Raw genomic sequence first — 20,564 nt, 5'->3', positions numbered from 1 at the left:
AGGCGTGGCGGTGTTCTATTTCGACAACGACGGCCGGCTCGATATTCTTAAAGTCTGTCACGGCCCGCAGGGGCATTTCGACGACCTGGTTCCCAACCGCCTATTCCATCAGGAACCGGATGGCAACTTCAAGGAAGTCCCGGGCGCCGGCGGAATCAGTGGCCGCGGATATGCGATGGGAGTGGCGATCGGCGACTACGACAACGATGGCTTTCCGGATGTCTTCATCACCCGTTTCGGTCACAATTCGTTATTTCACAACAACGGCGACGGCACCTTCACCGACGTCACCAAACAGGCCGGTCTGCTGACGGAAAAGCCTTTCTGGAGTTCGTCGGCCGCCTGGGTCGACTACGATCGCGACGGCTGGCTGGATCTGTTTGTCGTTCATTTTGCCGAGTTCGATCCGTCTCGCTCGTGCCGCGGCGAGGGAGGCCAACCGGAATACTGCGGTCCGGAAACATTCCGCGGAGTCGTCGCCTCGCTCTACCACAACAACCGCGACGGCACCTTCACCGACGTCACTGCTCAGGCCGGCATTGACGCTCCCAGCCGCGGATGGGGAATAGTATGTGCCGATCTTGCCGGTAGTGGTTGGCCCGACATTTACGTCGCCAACGACGAGCAGCGACAGAATCTGTGGGTTAATCAACGCGACGGCACCTTCAAAGACGAGGCCCTCAGTCGCGGCGTCGCCTTCAGCGGCGCCGGCAATCCGGAGGCCGGCATGGGAGTTGGGATCGGCGACATCGCCAACGACGGCAGTCTGTCGTTGATCGTCACTCATATTACGGGTGAAAAGAACACACTCTACCGCCCGATCGGCAAGGGGATGTTCGCGGACAATTCCGCGGCCGCCGGCATGGCTGCCGCCGGCTTGACTCACACGGGATGGGGCTGTGGTTTCTTCGATTTCGATAACAACGGCAATCTCGACCTGGCCGTGGTCAACGGCGGCGTGCGGCGAGGGCCGATTTATCCCCAAGCGAAACTTGGCCGGTTTTGGAACCCTTACGCCGAGCCGAATCTGTTGTTCCGCGGCGATGGACAGGGGCATTTCACCGATGTCAGCGCTCAAGGGGGTGATTTCACGCGCCGCGCTGAATCCACCCGCGGCCTGGCTTTCGGCGACTTCGACAATGATGGCCGTGTCGATTTGGTCACCAACACGCTCGACAATACGCTGCGGCTCTATCGCAATGTCGCTCCCACTCAGGGTAATCACTGGCTCCTGGTCCGGGCCCTCGCTGGCAAGCGCGATGCTTTGGGAGCGCGCATCGATCTGAGATCGGGCGACCACAAGTGGACTCGCCTCATCCTCTCCGCCTATAGCTACCTAAGCAGCAGCGACCCGCGGGCACACTTTGGCTTGGGCAAGGCCGACCATCTTGACGCGCTCGAGGTGACTTGGCCCGACGGCAAACGGGAGCAGTTCGACCCTCCCCAGGTCGACCGGCAATTGACGATCCGCCAAGGAACGGGGCGTGGGCCGGCGCCGTGAGGCGTCCCATAACGATCGTCTGGCTTCGAGGCCCGCCGTGATCCGCCCGCGGCTTTTCGCCTATTCAATTTGGGAACCCACACTAGCCCGACACGCCAGCGAGGGAACTGGCTTTCCAAGGGAATTCCCACGCTTGCGCTTCGGGCTTGTGACTAAAGTGGTCGCCCAAAACCTCGTGGTGTGAAAAAGTAAAACGCCTGCGGTGATCTGCCTTGGCCGGCTGACAACATCGCCATTTGTGGATACACTTTAGCTACTGGCCAGAGATAACACGCAGACCGTTCGGGTCGCCCGCGTAGAGGCAAATCTTCCAATGGGCAAACTTTGGTCGGTGATTTCGTTGCTGCGCCACACCCCTCCACGGCGATTCGGGTGCGCTGCCGGCTTGTTGTCGCTAATGCTTGCGCCGCTGTTTGCCGGCTGCGGCGCCGCGAAGCCCGACGGACCAACCGCGCCAGTCGTGCATCCCGAATCAACGGCCAGCGAAACCTTGAGAACGGAAATGGCGCCGTCGAACGACGATGTCCACCGCGTCGAAAGGCTGTTGACCGAGGCGGATGCGTTTTCCGCATCAGGCGATCCGCAAGCCGCCATCCAACGCTATGATCAGGCGATTGCCCTCGCGCCCCAGCGAGTCGATGCATTTTCCCGCCGCGGCGACTGCCGGTTCGGGACGGGCGCTTTGAATGAAGCCTTGGCCGACTACGAAGCGGCGCTGCGGATTTCTCCCAAGGACGCCCGTCTGTATATCAAACGGGCATCGGTCCGCCGGCTCCGCCAGCAATTCGATCAAGCCTTGGCGGACAGCAGCGCCGCGATACGTCTCGACCCTAAATCGGGCGAGGCCTTTCTATTTCGCGGGAATCTGCTGCTTGAACGCGGCCGCTACGAGGCCAGCATCACGGACTACGATGCCGCGATCCACCTCATGGCGAACCCGGCTTTGGCATATTGCAACCGCGGGGTCGCTTACCGAAACATGGGGGATCTCGACAAAGCCATCGCCGACTATACAGCAGCGCTCGAGCACAACACCGAGTTCGCCGACGCCTACAACAATCGCGGCGACGTCCTCGCCCGACGGGGAAAACTTGGCGAAGCCATCGCCGATTTTTCGGAGGCGATCCGGATTTCTCCCGATGAACTGCAAGCCTATGAGAACCGCGGGGACGTTCAATTTCGTCAGAAAAAATTCGAGCTGGCACTTGCCGACTACAGCGAGTTGATCCGGCGCACGTTGGACTTGGCGGTCGCCGGCGGCTCGAATTTGAGCCCCGGCGCGAAGCTGGCTCGGGTTTACCGGAAGCGCTCCGCGACCTTGTTCCGGGTTAAGCGATTCGACGAAGCGTTGGCTGACGCGGACGAGGCCATTCGACTCAACCCGGACGACGCGGACGCCTACACGCTGCGGTATCAACTATATCTAGAAAAAGGACGGGTCTCCGAGGCCGACGCCGATCGGCAACGAGCCGCGTCGCTCCTCCTGCGGCAATTGCCGCCGTAAAACCGATTAGGACGATCTTTCAAACTCACACCCCGAACGCCGCACGTTCGCTTACTCGTCTCCACCGCCAATGGCCAAACGCCCAGAAGTCGCACTATTGATCGAAACGTCCAATTCCTATGCCCGTGGCTTGCTGCGCGGCATTTATGCCTATCTGCGCGAACATGATCCGTGGTCGATCTATCTGCCGGAATTAGGACGCGGCGATGCGCCGCCGAACGGGTTGAATTCTTGGCGCGGGGATGGGATTATCGCCCGCATCGAGAACCCGCAGATCGCGAAGGCAGTTCGCCAGACCCGGGCGCACGCGATCGATGTCAGCGCGGAGCGCCTGATACCCGATCTTCCCGGTGTGGAAACCGACAACGAGGCCATCGCTCGTCTGGCTTTCGAGCACCTGTTCGAGCGCGGGTTTCGCCACATGGCCTATTGCGGCGGGGGCGGCTTTCAATGGTCAGTCGAGCGCCACCGTTGGTTTACGCAATTGGCTGAGGAATCGGGCTGCACCGTGTCGGTGTTTCCACCCCCAGGCCTTAAGTGCGCGCCAACGGACACCTGGGAGCATAAGGCAAAGGAACTCGCGGTATGGCTTCGCAAGTTGCGAAAGCCGTGTGGATTGATGGCTTGTTACGATGTCCGCGGCCGGCAAGTGCTCGACATCTGCCGGCGGGCCGGGATCGCCGTCCCCGACGAAATCGCCGTGGTCGGCGTCGACAACGACGATCTGCTCTGCAGTCTAGCCGTCCCTCCACTATCGAGCGTCGTTCCCGACACCCTCCGCGCAGGTTATCATGCGGCCGAACTTTTGGATCAACTGATGGCGGGTCGAAAAGTAGAAGCAGGCTTGCGATTGATCAAGCCGACCGGCATCGTCACGCGCCAATCGAGCGACGTGTTGGCCACCGCCGATCCCGACGTCTCGAGCGCTGTCCGATTCATCCGCGATCATGCCTGCGATGGGATCAAAATGGCGGACGTGCTGCGGGCGATTCCCGTTTCGCGGCGCGTTTTGGAGAACCGCTTCAAGAAAATGCTCGGCCACACGCCGCACGAAGAAATTCTTCGCGTCCAACTACAGCGGGCGAGACAACTCCTCGAGGAGACCGACCTGTCGGTGGCTTCCATCGCCGATCGCACTGGTTTCAAATACGTCGAGTATCTTAGCGCCGTCTTCAAGCGGCATTTCGGGCAGCCGCCGAGCCAATATCGAACTGATCATCGTGCCTGACCCGCCGCCGCGCGAGCGTCAGATATGTAGATTTCCGCCGAGTCGTTTGTCGAATCACCGACCGCACTGCGAGCAGCATCGGCCTGAAAGGCCGGCGCCGCCGCGATTCAAACGCGCCGCGCCGCGGGATAATCGTCTCGAAGATTCACCACCTGCTTTCGTGATACCGACAAGCCGCCGGTCGGCGCGGTTAAAAACCTTATGAAAAAGACGCATCTTCTCATTTTCGGCCGTGAACAATCGCTCTAGGATAAAGGCGTTCGATTGATGCCATCCATGCCAACGATCTGGTGAGCGCCCAGACCATGACCGTCGTTGAGCCCCGTCCCACTGGTGGCATGAGATCGGTGAATTGACAGGTCGCTGACGCTTGGAGCGTCTGCCGCGAGCTTGGCAACATTCGAGAACGTGCAGAAACGATGAACGCACTGCGCATCCATTGGCTGGCTCTGGCGGTCGCGGCGATTCTCTGTGGCGCAGCGGTTCTCTGTGGCGGCTGTGGTCCGGCGACGAATTCGCACCCGACGGCGAAGCTCGCCGGCCGCGTGACCCTCGATGGCCAGCCGATCGCGAAGGGTCGAATCCAGTTCTATCCAATCACCGCGGGAGGGCAGCCCGACGACGCCGAAATCAACGACGGGCAATACTCCGCCGAGCGAGTGCCGCGCGGCAAGGTCCGCGTGATTTTTCTGGCCTCACATGAGACTGGAAAAATAATTCACGAACCGGGGAATGTATTTCCCGAGATCAAAAGCATTATCCCCGATCAGTATCAATCGGGAATCGAAATCGAAGTCAGCGACGACAATCCGAACCAGGTGTTTGCTCTGGATTCGACGCCGTCAGCCAAGAGCGGGAAAGGTGGATGAGATTATGGACGCGAAAAACTGCCTGACACTGGACTTTGACAGGCGTATCGAAGCCGCAAGATTGCGACGAGGTTTCACGCTCGTCGAACTTTTGGTGGTGATCGCCATCATCGGCATCCTGGTTGCTCTCTTGCTGCCGGCGATTCAGGCTGCTCGCGAGGCGGCGCGAAGAGTTCAGTGCGCCAATAACGTCAGGCAGTTGGCCCTGGCTATGCAAAATTATCAGGCCGCGATGAAGGTTCTGCCGCCGGGCGCGATCGCCTGGGCAGGCGATCCAGGGCGTCCCGGGCCGGGCACTTGGTGGGACGATCACGGATGGTATTCCCAGATCGGCGGTTTCATCGAGCAGGCCACATGGTTCAAGACAATCAACTTCAAACAGCAGTTCAGTTCTTCCGTAAATCTCGTGCCGCGCATGGCGTATATTTCGCTTTATGCTTGCCCCGACGATGGCCTTAAACGGAACGAGTGGGACGTCACCACGGGCCAAACTTGGGAGCGGTGGCGAGGCAATTACGCCGTCAACTTCGGCAACACGAACTACGGACAGACGACAAAGAACACGGTCCAGTTCATGGGAGCGCCGTTCAGCCGCCATCGCAGCAGCCGACTTAGCGACATCAAGGACGGCACGTCCCATACGCTCATGATGGCCGAGATCGTCACCATCCTCGAACTACCGAGTCAGGCATCCGGCAGTTGGGGCGGGCCGATGTCGGATTTTACGACCGCGCTCGGGGGCCAAACCTTTGAGGGCTGGACCACGCCGAATTCGTACATCCCCGACGACGTGGCCCGGCTTTGTCCCCCTGCCCAGTACTTGCAAAACGGCATCAAGTGCAGCGTGAACACTTCCGCCACTGAATTGCAGTCCTTTGCCGCCCGCAGCAAACATTCGGGGGGCGTCAACGCCTCGCTTTGCGACGGCACGGTCCATTTCTTCAGCGACACGATCGATCTTGACGTGTGGCGCGCGCTATCGACCAGCAATGGCGGCGAAACCATCAGCAGCCAGGCGAACTGACCGCTAGCCACCATCGGCTACAGCGCCGCAGCGTAGACGCACCACGAGTCGGCCGGCGTTAGCCGGTTCGCTTGCGAACCGATCGCGATACCAAACCGCTGTCCACCGGTCTGACGCGCCAGCCGGCCGGTGGAATGCCAGGCTGGAGGCAAATTCTTTAGCCTTCGCGATGTTGACGCCGCGTCGTGATATGGCCGACGGGTCAACGATCCGCCCGCGCGGCCCCGGATTCTGGCCCCAAACAGCGGCGAAACGATCAACGCTCAGGCGAATTTGAGATCGGCCCCCCGATTTATGCATGATACGAAAAAACATAACAAATAGGCGAAATTTCTCATGGACGCCTTCCGAGGTCTGTTACACAATCGCTAGAGTCGATCTCCCCGCTCAATGCAAGTAAGGCGGGGGGAAGGTGGTTGGGCCACCCAGCCATCGATTCGTGGTTTCCCCGTTTTTTCTCGGTTCGGTTTCCAGTGCGCAGCTAGATTCGCGTCACGTGCGCGCGTCAGTTCGCCGGAGGACTAATTCGCAACTGGGGGAGTTATGCTCGTCGCTGCGCCACGTTCGGTCCCTGCTATGGCTGCTCGCTACCCGATCCGCTTCTCTAAGAGCCTATCCGAGAACCGCCTGCGGAGAGGGGGACAGTCCCCTTTTGCTGCGAAGACTCCGCAAAAGGGGACAGTCCCCGGCTGTTCTAGTGTTCGTCGCTCCGGTCGGACAAATCTCGTTCGGGTAGTTCGTCTGGGATCGTGCCTGTGTGCCATGCTCTTGCTCGCCCAGGCGCGCGTTGCCAACGCGGCCACCGACGTTCAATGGAACGTCGCTGGCCCGGCCGACTGGAACACGGCGGCGAATTGGTTGCCTGCGACCGTGCCCGCAAATGGGAGCCCGCTCTCGGCGACGAATGGCGCCAACGCCCACATTGGCAACGGCGGCACGGCAACCATCACTTCGGCCGCGGGCACCACGCCCACAATCGACAGACTCTTATTCGACGGCGCGGCCGGTGGCACGGTGACCCAAACGAGCGATACATTGACCTTGACGGGGTTGGATGCCGGTCTTGCGATCCCCGCCACGCCAGGTGGAATCCAGATGGGCACGATCGCCCTCAACGCGGGCGCTACGGACAACTACAATCTCAATGGCACCGGCGCGATCAACGCCGCCGGGTACGTCTATATCGGCCAAGTCGGAGGCGCGACCGGCGGTCTGAGCACCTTCACGCAAGGCGCTGACCTCGCCGGCACGACAAGCATGACGATCGGCGCCTCCCGGCTTGAAATCGGCGGCGGACAGGGTGCGACGGGCGGAAACGGTCTTTACATTCTTGATTCAGGCACGGTCAATATCGCGGGAAACGGCGTCAGCGGTGAAGTCGGCCGCGTCGGCAGCGGTTCGGGCACGGCCAGGGGAGAATTGGATATCAACGGCGGCACCTTCAACGCCAGCAGCGATTTCTATGAGGGCCGCGGCACTGGCAGCACCGGCCTTATTGCGCAAACGGGCGGCACTGCCAACATTGGCACCCTCGGCAACAACCTGATTCTCGGCAACGGCGGCACGGGCGCCGGCACCTACAACTTATCAAACGGCACTTTGAATGTCGGCAATCTTACGACCAACGCCGGCGGGATAATCCTCGGCAACGGGTCCGGCGGAATCCAGACAATCAATATCTCGCAGCTCGGTGCAGCGTCAACCAGTCTAGACGCCGCCCGCTTGACGGTCGGCGCGGCCGCCGGGACAACCGGAATCGTTAATCAGTCCGGAGGGTCGACGTTGATTAACACCTCCGTCATTCTCGCCAACGCCGCTGGCGCTACCGGCGGCTTCAATCAGTCGGGTGGGTTTGTTACGGTCGACAATGCCTTAACCATAGGTGGCGCGGGCGGCGGCACCGGCAGTTACACATTGTCGGGAACTGCCGCTAATCCATCGAGTCTGACGGTTGGCTCAACGAACAGCGCACAGTTGATTATGGCCGACGGGACCTCCACCGGCGGCACCTTCACGATGGGGACCAATACCACCTACATTAGCAACGGTGAAGCGTGGATCGGCCACGGCGCCACCGCCGCCGCTGGACCCGCCGTGTTTACGCAGAACGGCGGCACCGCGACTTTTGCCGTCAACGCCGGCTGGGGTGCCGTCGTAGGCAATGGGGCTAACGCCGGCACCTACAACCTGCACGGCGGTCAGTATTTTGGACCGCGCATCGCGATTGCCAATAATTCCGGCTCGGGAACGTTCGTTCAGGACAACGGCAGCGGCAATGGGAGCCAGGCCATCGTGGGAGACGACGTCATCGTCGGTTCCAGTTCGGGCCCAGCCACCTACACGATTAGCGGGCCAAGTTCTGGAGCGAACAAAGTCCTTTTGCAAGTCACCGGCACGGGTAGCCTCGGTAGCTTGAGCAATGCTAACGATAGTATTGTCCTTGCCACCGGCGGCGGCACGGCCGCCTTCAATCAGAACGGCGGCTTCGTCGATTTGAGTGGTGGAAATCAGAACGGCGTCGTGATCCAGGGTACTGGGACGTACAATCTGAACGGCGGTATTCTTCTAACGCCCCAAATCTTGAAAATCACCGCTGGCGGGACCTCCGTGTTTGATTTTAACGGCGGCCTACTGAGAGTTTCCCGTGGTCCAGGGACCCCGACGGTAGCGGGGGATCTATTGCCGTTTTTTATGGGACCTGGGAATCCCAATCTTGCCAGTGGACGAATCGTTCGGGCCCTGACCGCGGCCAGGATTACGGGAACAGCGAACACTCCGGGGACCGGGGCGATCATCGACACCAACGGCTTCGCAAATGTCAATATCTCGCAGAATCTGAGCCATGATCCCGCACTAGGGGCGGCCCTGGACGGCGGACTCACGCTTTCCGACAGCAACGCCACTCCGGGCAGCCTGATCCTCTCCGGATCCAACACCTACAATGGCGAAACCGATGTCACGGCCAGCATCATTTCTCCCAACACCACTCCCACCAACGGCCTTTTGATATTAGGCAGTACGCTGGCGCTCGGCCAAAGCACTCTGAACATGTCGATCGACAGCGGCCCGACTGCCACGTCCCCCATGGTCAAGTTCAATGTGGGCGTTGGGTCGTTCACCTTGGGTGGGCTCACGGGCGCCGCTAAGCTCGCGCTCCCGGACAGCGCCGGCATGGGCATTACGCTCTCGGTCGGAGCGAATAACCAAAACTCCACCTACACCGGTGTGTTGAGCGACACGGGCGGCGCCACGGCGAGCGGGCTGTCGAAGGTCGGCACTGCCACGTTCCACCTCACCGCCGTTCAGACTTACACGGGACCCACGCAGGTCCTCAACGGCACCCTATCGTTGAACGGCGCCTCGATCGCCGCGAGTTCGTCCGTGACCGTTGGTCCGGCGACGGCGCAAGGCCCGAGCACCCTCGTCGCCCAAAATGGCGCCAACGCCGGCGCCGTGACGGTTGGCCCGTTAGGGACCTTTGGCGCGGGGGACATCAATATCGCGAATGCCAACTCCCTGGCGATCCTTAACAGCGGCACGCTCGCTTTCACGCTCGGCTCTGCACCAAATGGCGATCTGATCGCGGACGCTGGTGCGTTGACGCTCCCAACGTCCGGCGGGATCGTCAAGGTGAACCTGGCCGACAACGCAGGCGCCGGCGGGCTGGGGAGCATCGGTCCTGGCAACTACAAGTTGATAACGGCTGCCAGCGTCGCAAACTTCACGACCACGTCCTTCTCGCCCGGCAATTCGGCGTTGCCCGGCGACACATACATTTTCACCAGCACGGGAACGGCGATTAATCTGCAGATCGTTGCCGCGAAGAGTTGGACGGGGGGCTCGCTCTTGACAAGCAACTGGTCTGACGCGGCGAACTGGACTGGCCTCATCGTTCCCGGTTCAACTGCCGCGACCGACAGCCCCGACACGGCGGACTTCAACGCCGTCAGCAGTCGGACCTCCGTGGTTGTCGATAGTGCGACTCAAAACGTGCGCAGCATTACGTTCGAGTCCACGGCATCGGCCTACACCGTCGGCAGCACCGGAGGCAATGCGTTGCGGTTGAGCAACGGCGGGACGATCCAGACCACCTCGGCGGTCGCGAACGACCAAAATGTCAACGCCCCGCTCGTCCTGGAAGGAGATAACGGGAACTACACGATCGCCAGCAACTCCGCCACGAACCTGTTGAATATCGGCGGCGGGATCACTGGCGTCAGCACCAATCCCGGACCGAAAAACAACACCACGTTGACGCTGGCGGGAGCCAACGCCGGCGCGAACACGTTGGGTGGCGTCGTCGGAGATGGATCTGCCGGAGGTACGCTGAGCTTATTCAAGACCGGCGCCGGAACTTGGGCGTTGGGCGGCAATAATACATTTACAGGCGGGGTCGTCATCGATGCTGGCACGCTGCGCGTGGGTAATGCGGGAGCGCTCAATTCCGCCGCCAACTTGTGGAACTCGGTGACCTTCACTCCGCTGAGCACCGGCACGTTGGCTCTGAACGGCATCTCCGTCACGGTCAGCAGCTTGAACTCCACGAGCGCAAATGGAACGGTCGTCAACGGTTCCGCGTCGTCGGCCGCGACGCTCACCGTCAACTCCATAGTCCTGAATTCGTACGCCGGCGTCCTGGCGGATGGCGCTGGCTCGATGTCCCTTGGCCTCACCCTGAGCAGCAGCGGACCCGTAGGCAGCCTGACGCTGTTGAACGCCAATACGTTTAGCGGTGATACGAATGTGACCGGCGGGGGACTTCTCACTCTCGGCAACGCCGCGGCTTTACAGAACAGCACATTGAACATGACGGTTGCCAACAGCGTGCAGTTTGCAGTGGGTCTCACGCCATTCACGCTCGGCGGGTTGAAGGGTCCGGCTAGCTTGGCGCTTCAGGACAGTAATGTTGGACCCATCACGCTGAACATCGGCAACAATAACCAAAGCACGCAATACGACGGGGTACTGAGCGAGTTGGGCGTCGGCAGTGGCATTAACAAGATCGGCACCGGCACACTGAGTATGAGCCAAGCCCCCACGTATACCGGGACTACGAACGTCTCCGCCGGTGGCACACTGGCGTTTGATCCACCGGCAGGTCCCGGCATTACCTTCAGCAGTAGCCAGATCACCGGGCCCGGCGTGGTCGCGGCAACCGGCCCTGGCGGGCTCACGCTCACCAACAACACCAACTCGTGGAGCGGCGGGTTGCAAGTCAGCGCCAACGTGACGGTCACCGCCGGTCCTTGGGCCACGGGAGCCGCAGATCCGCTTGGCACGGGAGCGGTCACTTTGAATAGCGGATCGACTCTGAACTTGGCTGGCAACACCACTGGCGTCCAGTCGTATCGGGCCGGCTTGACCGTGGCCGGCAATTCGACCGTGAACGTGACCGACGGGGCGAATCCGTCGGCGGCAACGATGGGAACTGCGCGAGTCGGCGCCCAACTCAACCTGACAGGTGTCGCCGGTTCGAGCCTGACTCTCGGCACGACAACGCTAACCGCCCCATCCACGGTCAACCCGGCCGCTAATACCACCTTGACATTGGCGAAGATCGGCGAGACCGGCGGATCGCAATCCCTGAGCATGATCGGGGCCGGCACGTTGGCCGTCGGCACTCCCGGAACGTATTCGGGCGGCACCGCGATCAGCAACGGCCTGACGGTGGTCACGAACAATAAAGCTCTTGGCACCAATACGGTCGGGATGACCGGCGGCAAATTGCAGTTGGGTCTGCTTCCGAAGTCGGCTATCGGGGTCAATATTATTGGGAACATCGGCTTCAACGCCGGGGCTGTCGGGGCCGGCAGCGTGCCGGTCGGGGAATCGGCGGGAGTGTTCTCGATGGCGAATTGGAACAATGCCAACGGTGGCGGCGCCGGTGGCGCCGGCAGTGGTCCCATCACCGGTACCCAAGTTCTTGCCAACTTTAACGGTGGCAACCCCAACACCGGCATTCAGACTCCGAATGCTAACGTGGTCTCCGATAATCTGGGGGTCCCCACTGCGGCGACGATTGCTTACCATACGCCCGCAAACGGCTGGTCGATCACGCAGACCGCAGCCTTGGAGCACGGCAATACGGCCCTGATGAACGGGTATTTGGACACGACGGTGGCCTCGACGGCGCCCGGATTCGGTAACGCCGCCCCCGCTGCCGCCACGACCTTCAGCATCGCCGGTCTCCCCTACGCCAAGACGGATGTTTATGTGTATTTCGGGGACTTCCAAGACGGCGGTGTTGGAGGCGGATATCTGAAGCAAATTGGGGCCGGACAACCCGGTTCAGCCGATAAGCCATATTTCGGCATAACCAACGACGCGAACGACGCGAATGCTGCATTTCCCGGCTTCATCCAGGCTACGGCCTTTGGAACGACCGCGACGACCTTGGACGCTACGTCGCCCGCGTTGGCCAACTCGAACTATTTCTTCTATCCGGCAGTCAACACGAGCGCCGGTGGTTCCGGTGGGGCAATCGACTTTGTCTTGCTTCACGACCCCAGCAGCCCGTCGAACGTTGGACTGCATGGGATTGAATTTGTCGACGCCACTCCCGGCGGCTCATCGGCCACCTTGGCCAATGCTCTGACGATCACCGGCAACTCGACGGTCGATGTGACCGGCGGCAGTGCCGGCGGCATCACGGGCCCGTTGACGATTGACAGCCACACGTTGTTTGTCACCGGCGGTAGCTCGGGAATGGACCAGCCATATACTTTGAATCTCGGCAACGCAACGCTCAACGGCAACCCGACGTTCGACGTTTCCAACAACGGCATGGGCACGGGTACGGCCGTGCTCGCTTCGCTCAGCACGGGAGGCACCGCTCGCGTGATCACGAAAGCCAACGCGGGCACGCTGGTGGTCCAGGGAGCGTCGACGTTGGACGGCGGAAGTTCAATCCTCGTAAGCGGCGGCACGCTGCGGTTCGCAAACGGCACTGGCGCGGCCACCATCGGCGCTGGAAGCAGAGCCACGGTGACGGCGGGTACGACTTTAGAACTGGCCGGCTCCTTCTCGGATTTGTCTTCGCCGGATTCGTCACCTCCAACCACCGCCGCATTGCGCGTGCACGTGGTCAACAGCGGAAATGTCTTGGTGAGCGGCACACACCAACAGGTCGGTGCGATCGATGGTCCAACCGGTGTCACGACAGTTAACGCCGGCAGTGACCTGACCGCGGACCACATTGTTCAGAAGAGTTTGGTCATCGGCGGCACTGCGACCAGCGCCGCGCTGGTAACGATCGCTGCCTCGGATGCCAGCGGCAATCCGCTGGCGAGCGGATTTGCCCTGGCTGGATCGCTCGCTCCGAGCGGCCCGTTCGCCGCCGGCACGACCAGCGCGCCGAGTTCGCTTGCCTCCGACGGTTCGTCGGCCGGCAGCGGATCATCATTGGGTGGAAGCAATGGCGGCGTCGGCTCGTCGTCGGTGCCCGAGCCTTCGAGTTTGTTGCTCATGGCTTTGGGAAGCGGCTTTGCTCTGCTCGCGGCGTTGCGGCGCAAGGCCCGTCGTCTCTGCTGATCGTTGAATTCTTCTGTCCGGCGGCGAGCGTCGAGGCCGCCGCCATGGCAATGTGGCCCCGCTGACCATCTCTTTCATGGCCGGCGGGGTTTTTCATACGTACTATGACGCATCCTAAATGGCAAGGCGTTTTCCCCGCCGTCACGACGCAGTTCAAGCAGGATCAATCGCTCGACCTGCCGGCGACCGCGCGACACATCGAGGTGCTACTGGAATCCTGCGTCAGCGGGCTGATCATGTGCGGATCGCTCGGGGAGAATCAAACGCTGACCGCCGACGAGAAGCGGCGCGTGGTCGAGATGGCCGTTCGCGCGGCCAATGGGCGAGTGCCGGTGCTCAGCGGCGTGGCGGAGATGAGCACCGCCGCAGCCTGCCAATATGTGCGCGATTGCGAGGCGCTCGGCGCGAGCGGATTCATGGTGATGCCGGCGATGGTGTATCGCGCGGATGGCCGCGAAGCTCTAAATCATTTCCGCGGGGTCGCGGCTGCCACTGCGCTTCCGTGGATGCTGTACAACAATCCGATCGGTTACCCGGTCGATATCACGCCCGCTCAGCTCTCCGAGTTGGCCGACATCGAGAACTTCGTCGCGGTGAAGGAAAGTTCGGCCAACACGCGGCGGATCACGGAGATTCGCATCCTCTTGGGAGACCGATTCTCGTTGTTCAGCGGGGTGGATGACTTGATTCTTGAATCGGCCACTTTGGGGATCGACGGCTGGGTCGCGGGAGCGGGCATTGCCTTTCCACGCGAAAATCAGCATTTCTGGGAGCTGACGCGCCGCGGCCGCTGGGACGAAGCTCGGGCGATGCACCGCTGGTTCTATCCGCTCTTGAAGCTCGACACGCACGTGAAGTTCGTCCAGTACATCAAGCTCGCGGTGCAAGAAACGGGGCTGGGGGCCGAATGGGTCCGCGAGCCGCGGCTGCCGCTCGTCGGCGAGGAGCGCGAGCAAGTGCTCGCTACGCTCCGCCGGGCGATCGAGACGCGGCCCAAGATTTAGAGGGCGGCGATCAACGATGTGAAAAAGCTTCAATGGCCCTATGCTATCGCGGACATACATTCTTACGGCGATCGTTATAGCGACGTCGGGTGTGGCCCGCGCCGACGGAGACAAGGTGACCGAGGGGACGGCCAACCGCGCCTGTGAAATCTCGTTCACATCGCGGAAGCAGTACGCCGACCCGTTCAACGACGTGACGGTCGATGCGCTAGTTACGGCGTCCGAAGGCAGCACCCAAGTCGTGCCGGCGTTTTGGGCCGATGGGCAGACCTGGCGGATCCGCTACAGCGCCGCGCGGCCTGGTGACTATCGCTATCGGACACAATGTTCCGACGCCGCCAACCCCGACCTTCACGGCGCACGCGGCATCATCCGCGTCGGGAAATACGACGGGAATAATCCGTTCTATCGCCATGGCCCGGTGCGCGTGGCGTCGGACCGGAAACACTTCGAGCATGCCGATGGAACGCCGTTTCTCTGGCTTGGTGATACGTGGTGGATGGGGCTCTGCAAGCGGCTCAAGTGGCCGGAGGAGTTCGAATCGCTGACGGCCGACCGGATCGAGAAGGGCTTCAACGTCGTGCAGATTGTGGCCGGACTGTATCCGGACATGCCCGCTTTCGACGAGCGCGGCGCCAACGAAGCAGGATTCCCCTGGCAACGCGATTACGCCCGGATCAATCCGGCCTACTTCGACGCCGCGGACCCGCGGATCGCGCACCTGGCCGAAAGCGGCATCGCGCCCTGCATCGTCGGCGCTTGGGGATGTCACCTGCCGTGGCTGGGCGTGGAGCGGATGAAGAAACATTGGCGATATCTTGTGGCGCGCTACGGGGCTCGCCCCGTCATTTGGTGCGTGGCCGGTGAGGCGACGATGCCTTATTACCTCTCCTCGAAGAAGGCGGAGGATTCGGCGTTTCAGATGAAGGGTTGGACCGAGGTGGCGGCGTACCTTCGCAGCGTCGACCCCTACCATCATCCGATCTCGATTCATCCCAGCGACATGTCGCGCAAAGCCGTTGAAGACCCGACCGTGCTCGACTTCGAAATGCTGCAAACTGGCCATGGCGACCGGGCGAGTATCAAGCCCACGTTGGCGATGGTGAAAGCGTCGCGAGCTGCCCAACCGACCATGCCAACCGTCAATGCCGAGGTTTGTTACGAGGGGATTTTGGGAACCTGTCCGGCGCCGCTGGAGAGGTTCATGGTCTGGAGTTGCCTGCTCTCGGGCACTGCTGGACACACCTATGGGGCCAACGGAATCTGGCAGGTAAATCGCCGCGAGCAATCATTTGGAGCTTCGCCGCACGGGGGAGATTATGGAACCACCCCGTGGGACGAAGCAATGGCGTTGCCAGGCTCGCGTCAGACCGGGCTGGCACGGAAGCTGCTCGAACGCTTCGACTGGTGGCGGTTCGAGCCGCACCCGGCGTGGGTAGCGCCGTCACCAATCGAACCACTGGAGGGATCGTTCACTTGGGGCGCCTGGATTTGGTATCCCGAAGGCGATCCCGCTGTCGACGCTCCGGCCGAACGGCGGTTCTTCCGCAGAGTATTTGCCGCACCAGACGGGCAACGGATCGTTCGAGCAATGCTGCATGTCTCCGTGGACGACCGATTCACAACGTATCTCAACGGGGTCCGCGTCGGATCGCACCACGGATGGGACACGCCGCAGCGGTACGACGTGACATCGCTGGTGAAATCGGGCGACAATGTGCTGGCCGTTGCCGGAGAAAATGTCGCGGCGCCGGTGCCAAAGAACCCGGCGGGGCTTTTGTGTTGCTTGCAAATCACGTTCGGCGACGGGAAACCGATGGAAGTTCGATCCGATGCCAATTGGCGATGCGCCCAGCAGGAGGCGAAGGGATGGCAGACGGTCGCGTTCAACGACCGCGATTGGACGACGGCAAGAGTCGTGGCGAAATATGGACGGCCGCCCTGGGGTGTGCTCAGTACGGAGCCGTCGTTGGCCGTCTTCGCATCGGGAATTCGTGGGAAAGTGCGCGTCGTCTACGTAACGCAAGCCGTGCCGGTTCGAGTGACGGAGTTGGAGGCAAATGTCCGATACCGGGCGCGGTTGTTCAACCCCGTAAGCGGGAAAGAAACGGATCTGGGGGAGGTAGTAGCGGATACCGGTGGTGCATGGGCGTCGCCTACACCGCCGGCTGGAACGGAAGATTGGGTGTTGGTGCTCGAGAGCAAGTAGCTCTGGCCTGCCGGGCCTGACCCGCCGGCGCTGCCAACTCCATCATCGGGTTGCCGCGTCGGGGCGAATGATTCATTACACCCCACTGGGCTCGAACCAGTAACCTTCGGTTCCGTAGACCGATGCTCTATCCAATTGAGCTAGGGGTGCGAATTGGCTATTCTAAATCCGGTCCGAAAATCGGAGTGCCCCCTGATGGACTCGAACCATCAACCCTCTGATTAAGAGTCCGTTTTTTCTCTTCGGTTGACCTTCCGTTACCATCAAATTGGCCGTTTTTCCCGAGGATTGCGCGATGCACTCTGATCGGTAAAAGACGGATGATGCCATAAAAAAGTAACAATTCAGGTAACAGATCAACCGTCTGATTCAGATTCAGCGGGAGGAGTCTCAGGCCTTTCCTCAGCATTCGCAATGGGGCGGGCATGCGATGCTGCAGATCAATCTCCGCGCCGCTTCCTGAGCATCATACCATCGTCCGTCTTGGCGGCAACACCTTTCGACGCTCGACATTACAAATGATGGCTGCCATCATCTTAATTGCCATAAGAATGGTGGCATAATTTAATGCCGCGGCAACTAGCTATTTGAGGTCCGTGAACTGGAGGTGATCGGCCAAAGAATCCGCCGGAATTCCCAGGGTCAGTGAAGGCCGCGGATTTCGCGACTGTCGTTCACTTTGACTCGATGGAGTTCAATGATGGAAAGCGTCTTATTCGATGACAAAAGTTTCGGCCTGCAACCTTTGCCTGACGGTGAGCCGACGAACGAATGGGATCCAGATCAATTGGGTTGCTATGCTCAAGTCCAGCACCAGCAGATCATTGACGGCGAAAAGCTCCTGACGCCGACATATTGGCGACTGGGCAAAGCGCTATGCCTCGCCAAGAAGAACTTCGGCCATGGCCAGTGGACGAAGTTTTTGGGTTTCTGGCGGATCGACAAAACGAGAGCCGCAAGGGCTCGCGCTATTTTTGGCGCATTTGATAATGAGCAGGCAGTTCAGGCAATCTCCGTGGAAGATGCGTACCGGCAACGAAAACGCCGCATTGCCACCAGTCCCCGCAAGAAAGCCGGACTGTCGCCGGAGGAGCGGACGCTTGGCCGATTTGCGATGAACGTCGGCCGGCGAGCAGAAGCACTCATTGACGAGGCAGCCTTCTTGGAATCGGAAATGGCTATCAGTCTCTTGCCCCAGTTGGATCAGGCGATTGATCGCCTACAGCGCCTGCGCGACTGGCTTGAGCAACAGGCGAAAACCAGGAAGGCAAAGCCCACCTCGGACCCCGACGGCGACGCTCGAAGCCACGCGCCGCCAAGAGACCAAGATCGCGCATTACGCCGCGAGGATTGCGCTGTGCAACTCGGCGCTAAAGATATCGTCGGCTAAATCCAAAAGACGATTATTCAAACAATTCCCAAAGCGCAAGCAGCCCCGAGGATGTCGTCTTCGGTGAGCACCAACGTTTCGTCGAACCTACCGCAATTGCAGGTGCACTGAAATTCTGCTCGGCGGCGGGTGCTCTTGACCTGGTTGACTGTCAGGGGGCAGCAATCACAGTGCGCCGGTAAACCGCGCTGAATGCGAATATGCTGGATGATTCGGCTGAGATCGAATTCATCATTGCGCGACGAGGCAATCTGTTTAACCTCGTAGGGAAGCTGTTTGACATATTTTTGAGCGGAGCCTTTAGCTGATCCCTTGGGCTTGAATCGCCGATCAGCCGCTCGCCGATTCGCGATCATCTCCGTGTAAAAATACAATTGCCGATGCAGGACTCGCGTTGCCTGTCGGTCACCTGGATTCTCCCAGATGTTCACAATGGAGTCGCGGATTATCTCGCTCCGCTCCATGACCAACACCAGCGGTAGGCCGCCGAGATAATGCTGCCGCATAAAAACTTGCTCAAATTGCTGCAGTTCCGCACGAGTGAGTTTCTCCGGGAGTGCCTTCTGGAACCACTTTGCGAACGCCTCTACGCAACCGGCAACATAAACATAAGCCTCAATTCCGAGGTCGAGGAAGACTCGACGGACAGCCTCGCGTGGAAGGTTTCCCCCGGGGCTGTTTGGCTGCTCGGCGATTGTCTTGAGGAAGTTATTATGCGGTCCGGCAAACCATTTTTGGAACTTAGCGGGGCCATCGTGCCAATGGCGTTGCACTGCGACTAGGATCCGATCGCTCACCTGATCGACCATTTCCCGTGGAGGGCTTTCTCCTTGTGGCAGATCGTAAAGAGCCATTCGGACGAGCAACTGCAGATCCTTGCCGGAAATCTCGAGCGGATTGAGCTGCGCCCCTGCGAGTAACCCGTAGCTGATGCATTGTCGCGTTGTGGGTCTTGTGATCCCGATCGCTGTTGCAGCTTCCTCACCGCGCTTAAGCAGTTGCTGGATCGACCATTTTCGGCCTCTGCCGTCCGCCGTCCTGCCAAGATCGCTCGGCAACACGTTCCGCTCATCGCGGCTTTCACGACCGGGAAGGCGAATATAGAGATCGCGCACGAAGTTAAATGAACGATTGAAGTGTTCTCGCATCTCCCGAACCGCGTCGAAGATTAACTTCATCCCACAGTAAGTGTGATGTCCCCAAGAATCAAGGCGTCCAATACCCGTGAGGATTTCGAGTCCGGCCATAAAAGCTGGGTGGATGAAAGACTCATATCCGCCGACGGGCGCGAACGATCTCATTCCGTCCGATCTGACCAGGCAATCGACGTTGATAGCAAAGCAGCTGGGGAATCGGCACTGCATGTCCAGCGGCGGCTTCCATGAATACCGGCGACGATCAACGTCTACGAACCCGTCCGACGTACGACCATCTCGGGGTCCTAATCTCTCAGGGCCGAGATCTTCGATGCAGATAAAGCCGTACTCCGAAGAATTTGCAGTACGAGGGCGATCCATGAGTGCCTCCTTGCGACGGAACGCGGATTGATGGGAGCAGGAATCCGTCCTGCATTTCTCGATCGTAGCTGAAATGGCAGCACCATTCAAATCGTCTTTTCGAGATCTTCTTTTCGCGATTCTGAAGTCAGTTCAAGCCGGGGTTTGTCAATCCGCCTAAACAAATTGGCGGACACCGGAAATGAAACGCTCGTCTGGCGAATCTTCGACTAACTAATCCCGACGGGATCTCGTCGTCGTTGCTCAAAGCAGTGCGCGGAGGCTAGCAAACCGACCGCCATGAATTCACCGGATTTCCCAGGGTTGGCAGAGGGACTCGAGCACGAGTCCACGCGAGATTCAAAACCCGCTGGGAGTCAGGTCCATGAGGGACACTTCGACAAATCACGATAAGGACATCGCGTCGACGCGGCGCGGAGCCACGGCTCCGGAGGTCATTTCCGAATTGGAAGTCTACACGCTTGAGGAAGCCAAGCGCCGCATGCGCTGGACCGATTCCGCGCTGCGCGCGGCGAAGCGACGCGGCCTGAGGTTGTTGGGATGCGGCAAGCGCCGCTATGTCACCGGCCGCGAAATAATCCGCTTTCTTCTGAGCGCAGCGCCCGCCGAATAAGGCGGCTCTTCAGAAACCATTTTCCTTGGCGACCGTGGTACCGGCTTCCGGCGCCCCGGTTGTCCCCAGTGAACATTCTCGTGAGGTATATGAAAGATAATCAAATTAAGGTATTGGTGGTCGCCTATCCCGATCGGAAGTTCTTGATAATGCGGTTTACCGACCCGATGAGCGG

At 60.3% G+C, this 20,564-nt stretch carries 11 protein-coding genes and 1 tRNA gene; 10 read left to right on the top strand and 2 right to left on the bottom strand.

All coding sequences use genetic code 11. From position 1 onward, the window contains the following. The 8 genes from VGY55_20585 to VGY55_20550 all read left to right on the top strand — a co-directional run. Positions 1-1,501, top strand: a 1,501-nt coding sequence (locus tag VGY55_20585) for a CRTAC1 family protein (protein ID HEV2972382.1), incomplete at its 5' end; no start/stop codon positions are given. Between the two features lie 313 nt (positions 1,502-1,814). Then, entirely contained in the window at positions 1,815-3,005 is a 1,191-nt protein-coding gene (locus VGY55_20580; GenBank protein HEV2972381.1) for a tetratricopeptide repeat protein, read from the top strand. Between the two features lie 70 nt (positions 3,006-3,075). Further along, positions 3,076-4,233 carry a DNA-binding transcriptional regulator gene (locus VGY55_20575; GenBank protein HEV2972380.1) on the top strand — a complete coding sequence of 386 codons (1,158 nt, stop codon included), beginning with the start codon at positions 3,076-3,078 and terminating at the stop codon, positions 4,231-4,233. Positions 4,234-4,652: 419 nt separating this feature from the next. Then, positions 4,653-5,102: a hypothetical protein gene (locus VGY55_20570; GenBank protein ID HEV2972379.1), complete on the top strand. Its 450-nt coding sequence runs from the start codon at positions 4,653-4,655 to the stop codon at positions 5,100-5,102. A 61-nt stretch (positions 5,103-5,163) separates the two neighbouring features. Further along, positions 5,164-6,126 (top strand): DUF1559 domain-containing protein, encoded by a 963-nt coding sequence (locus tag VGY55_20565; protein HEV2972378.1) that lies wholly within the window; start codon positions 5,164-5,166, stop codon positions 6,124-6,126. Between the two features lie 762 nt (positions 6,127-6,888). Continuing rightward, positions 6,889-13,656: an autotransporter-associated beta strand repeat-containing protein gene (locus VGY55_20560; GenBank protein HEV2972377.1), complete on the top strand. Its 6,768-nt coding sequence runs from the start codon at positions 6,889-6,891 to the stop codon at positions 13,654-13,656. A 104-nt stretch (positions 13,657-13,760) separates the two neighbouring features. Next, positions 13,761-14,660, top strand: coding sequence for a dihydrodipicolinate synthase family protein (locus tag VGY55_20555; protein HEV2972376.1), 900 nt, complete (start codon positions 13,761-13,763; stop codon positions 14,658-14,660). 40 nt (positions 14,661-14,700) lie between these two features. After that, on the top strand, positions 14,701-16,869 hold the full coding sequence (locus VGY55_20550) for a DUF4038 domain-containing protein (GenBank protein HEV2972375.1): 2,169 nt from the start codon (positions 14,701-14,703) through the stop codon (positions 16,867-16,869). 76 nt (positions 16,870-16,945) lie between these two features. Here the strand turns inward: VGY55_20550 and VGY55_20545 are convergent. Then, a tRNA-Arg gene (locus VGY55_20545) sits at positions 16,946-17,019 on the bottom strand. A gap of 550 nt (positions 17,020-17,569) precedes the next feature. Between VGY55_20545 and VGY55_20540 the strand changes: the two genes are divergently transcribed. Next, a complete protein-coding gene (locus tag VGY55_20540; protein ID HEV2972374.1) occupies positions 17,570-18,259 on the top strand; it encodes a hypothetical protein in 690 nt (229 codons plus the stop codon). A gap of 17 nt (positions 18,260-18,276) precedes the next feature. Here VGY55_20540 and VGY55_20535 read toward each other — a convergent pair whose 3' ends face one another. Next, positions 18,277-19,506 (bottom strand): hypothetical protein, encoded by a 1,230-nt coding sequence (locus tag VGY55_20535; protein HEV2972373.1) that lies wholly within the window; start codon positions 19,504-19,506, stop codon positions 18,277-18,279. A gap of 715 nt (positions 19,507-20,221) precedes the next feature. Between VGY55_20535 and VGY55_20530 the strand changes: the two genes are divergently transcribed. Further along, on the top strand, positions 20,222-20,389 hold the full coding sequence (locus VGY55_20530; protein ID HEV2972372.1) for a hypothetical protein: 168 nt from the start codon (positions 20,222-20,224) through the stop codon (positions 20,387-20,389). Positions 20,390-20,564 lie beyond the last annotated feature (175 nt).

This window comes from Pirellulales bacterium (assembly GCA_035939775.1).
Lineage (GTDB): Bacteria > Planctomycetota > Planctomycetia > Pirellulales > DATAWG01 > DASZFO01.
Note: the sequence above shows the minus strand (reverse complement) of the source record. Positions and strands in the feature narration are given on the sequence as shown.

What these genes read in the sequence shown, in the direction of transcription:
- VGY55_20580 (HEV2972381.1), top strand. Translation starts at nt 1,815, where the DNA reads ATGGGCAAACTTTGGTCGGTGATTTCGTTGCTGCGCCACACCCCTCCA.
- VGY55_20575 (HEV2972380.1), top strand. Translation starts at nt 3,076, where the DNA reads ATGGCCAAACGCCCAGAAGTCGCACTATTGATCGAAACGTCCAATTCC.
- VGY55_20570 (HEV2972379.1), top strand. Translation starts at nt 4,653, where the DNA reads ATGAACGCACTGCGCATCCATTGGCTGGCTCTGGCGGTCGCGGCGATT.
- VGY55_20560 (HEV2972377.1), top strand. Translation starts at nt 6,889, where the DNA reads ATGCTCTTGCTCGCCCAGGCGCGCGTTGCCAACGCGGCCACCGACGTT.
- VGY55_20555 (HEV2972376.1), top strand. Translation starts at nt 13,761, where the DNA reads ATGACGCATCCTAAATGGCAAGGCGTTTTCCCCGCCGTCACGACGCAG.
- VGY55_20550 (HEV2972375.1), top strand. Translation starts at nt 14,701, where the DNA reads ATGCTATCGCGGACATACATTCTTACGGCGATCGTTATAGCGACGTCG.
- VGY55_20540 (HEV2972374.1), top strand. Translation starts at nt 17,570, where the DNA reads ATGGAAAGCGTCTTATTCGATGACAAAAGTTTCGGCCTGCAACCTTTG.
- VGY55_20535 (HEV2972373.1), bottom strand. Translation starts at nt 19,506, where the DNA reads ATGGCCGGACTCGAAATCCTCACGGGTATTGGACGCCTTGATTCTTGG.